Source organism: Xenorhabdus sp. KK7.4 (genome assembly GCF_963876465.1).
Taxonomy (GTDB): Bacteria; Pseudomonadota; Gammaproteobacteria; order Enterobacterales; family Enterobacteriaceae; genus Xenorhabdus; species Xenorhabdus stockiae.
In genome coordinates this window covers 1-390 of record NZ_CAWNQF010000050.1, presented here as the reverse complement: position 1 = coordinate 390, position 390 = coordinate 1, and the positions used below count along the sequence as shown (strand labels likewise).

The window sequence follows — 390 nt, the reverse complement described above, 5'->3', positions numbered from 1 at the left end:
CCAGGGTGCAGCCGATGAATTTCAGAGATGGAATAAGGCAGCAGGTAAAGTGATGAACGGTCTGACTAAGCGCAGGGCATCTGAACGCCAGATGTTTTTGTTATGAAGCTCAATTTTACCTACGGCGTGATTATTGCGCTGATTATTGCCTCCGGTGCGGCTTACCTCTATCGCTCTGGATATAAGAAACAGCTCGGTATCAATAGCGACCAGCTCACTGAAATCCAGCAATTGACCGACCGAATTAACTATCAGAACACGCACATTAACATGCTGCATGAGTTAGATACTAAACACACTCAGGAACTCGCCAATGCCAAGACTGAAATTGACACTCTTCGGGCTGATGTTGCCGCTGGTCGTCGCAAGCTGCGCATCCAAGCCACCTGT

2 protein-coding genes are annotated in these 390 nt (G+C 48.2%); both read left to right on the top strand.

Annotated elements, in window-relative coordinates; all coding sequences use genetic code 11:
* Positions 1-106 (top strand): glycoside hydrolase family protein (locus AACS90_RS05605; protein WP_371635766.1); only part of this gene is annotated, 106 nt, incomplete at its 5' end.
* A partial coding sequence (locus tag AACS90_RS05600; RefSeq protein ID WP_193757323.1) for a lysis protein occupies positions 103-390 on the top strand: 288 nt, incomplete at its 3' end. The genes AACS90_RS05605 and AACS90_RS05600, both read left to right, overlap by 4 nt.